Genomic DNA, 1,736 nt, shown 5'->3' on the forward strand with positions numbered 1-1,736 from the left:
AGCGCGCCGCCGAGGCCGTCACCTCCGGCAGGCTCGACCTCACCGACCGCTACGCCTGGCACGTCCTGCGCATCCGCCACCCCCGCGCCCGCCCCGGCGACCCCACCGCCAGCGGCCTCGAACGCATCATGGACGGCACCCGCAACCTCGGCGAACTCGTCGCCGCCGGACACGACGCGGGCGAACTGCGCACCTTCCTCCTCGGCGAACTGCGCGGCGGCCTGCGCTTCCCCGGCAGCGGCTGGGTCCTGCGCGACCTCGCCTGGGAGCTGGAGCACACCCTGGAGTTCGAAACGGCCTGACGCTGCGTCCGCACGACCGGCGAAAGGACCGGGATGTCCGGTCCTTTCGCCTCGGGAGGCCGTCCGCGTTTTGGCGTCGAACGCTCGGGGACGGCCCCTCGCTTTTGCCTGGAGCGTTCACGTGTCTCTCCATCCATGGAGGCAGTAACATACCCGCATGCAAGACGCCTTCGAGCAGGCCGCGCGCGACGTCCAGACCCTTCCACGCAAGCCCGGCAACGACGTGCTGCTGCGCCTGTACGCCCTGTACAAGCAGGCCACCGAGGGCGACGTGACGGGCGAGCGCCCCGGCGGCTTCGACTTCGTCGGCGCCGCGAAGTACGACGCCTGGGCGGGCCTGCGCGGCACGTCGGGCGAGGACGCCCGGCGTCAGTACGTCGACCTCGTCCGCGAGCTCAGGGGCTGAGTTGACGAGGGGCGCGTCGGGCGCGGCAGGCGCCGAGGAAGGGGTCTTCGAGTCGCACAAGGCCCGCATGCGCGACCTCGCGCGGGAGTTCGCGTCGCGGCAGAAGGTCCGCGAGGCGCACGCGCTCGCCGAGGGCCTCGGCGCGCGGCTCGTGTACATGGACCTCGGCGAGCGGGACGGCGCCTACGACCCCGAGCACGCGGTCATCCTCGTCAACCAGACGCACTCGCCGCAGCGGCAGCGCTTCACCCTCGCGCACGAGGTCAGCCACGCCCTGCTGCTCGGCGACGAGGACCTCCTGTCCGACCTGCACGACCTCTTCGAGGGCGACGCGCTCGAGAACGCCATCGAGACGCTGTGCAACGTCGGCGCCGCCACCATCCTCATCTCCGACGAGGAGCTGCGCGCCGCTGTGGAGCGGCACGGCGCGAGCGGCGCGGCCATCGCGGACGTCGCGCGCCGCGCCGACGTGTCCGCCGCCGTCGCGATGTACGCCCTCGCGGACTTCGTGAAGACGCCCGCCGTCTTCGCCGTCTGCACGGGCGGCCACAACCGCCCCCTGCTGGTGCAGAGCAGCGCCTCCACGAGCAGCATGCGCTACAGCCTCAGGCCCGGCACCGTCATCCCGGACGGGCACCCCGTGGACACCGCCTTCCGCACGGGCCTCCCCATCGAGGAGCCGAGCTTCTTCCCGTTCCGCAGCGGCAAGAAGATGCCCGCGTACGTCACGGCGTACCCCATCAAGACGCGCGTGCTGTGCTCCTTCGAGGAGCGCTGATGCGCGCGCACGCGCTGCGCCTGCGCTTCCCCGCGCCGGGCGCCGTGCAGGTGCCGGACGGCTGGGAGCTCCGCTGGGAGGGTACGGCCGTGATGGGCGTCCTCAACGTCACGCCCGACTCCTTCAGCGACGGCGGACGTCACGCCGACCCCGAGGTGGCCGTGGAGGCGGCCCTCGCCATGACGTCGGCGGGCGCGCTCGTCGTGGACGTCGGCGGGGAATCCACCCGGCCCGGCGCGGCGCCCGTCGC

Annotated in this window: 3 protein-coding genes and 1 pseudogene; all 4 read left to right on the forward strand. The window is 72.9% G+C overall.

The features are described from left to right. Nucleotides 1-302 (forward strand): annotated as a pseudogene (locus DEIPI_RS40355) (DUF4388 domain-containing protein); the annotation flags it as partial. A gap of 157 nt (nt 303-459) precedes the next feature. Continuing rightward, the gene (locus DEIPI_RS0118690) at nt 460-708 is read left to right on the forward strand and encodes an acyl-CoA-binding protein (RefSeq protein WP_027482768.1); all 249 of its coding nucleotides are present in this window, start codon (nt 460-462) and stop codon (nt 706-708) included. Between the two features lies 1 nt (nt 709). Further along, entirely contained in the window at nt 710-1,486 is a 777-nt protein-coding gene (locus DEIPI_RS0118695; protein WP_245588603.1) for an ImmA/IrrE family metallo-endopeptidase, read from the forward strand. Then, the coding region (locus tag DEIPI_RS32595; RefSeq protein ID WP_045234701.1) for a dihydropteroate synthase at nt 1,486-1,736 on the forward strand (251 nt) is incomplete at its 3' end. The genes DEIPI_RS0118695 and DEIPI_RS32595, both read left to right, overlap by 1 nt.

It is taken from the genome of Deinococcus pimensis DSM 21231, assembly GCF_000519345.1.
Classification (GTDB): domain Bacteria; phylum Deinococcota; class Deinococci; order Deinococcales; family Deinococcaceae; genus Deinococcus_A; species Deinococcus_A pimensis.

What these genes read in the sequence shown, in the direction of transcription:
- DEIPI_RS0118690 (WP_027482768.1), top strand. Translation starts at nt 460, where the DNA reads ATGCAAGACGCCTTCGAGCAGGCCGCGCGCGACGTCCAGACCCTTCCA.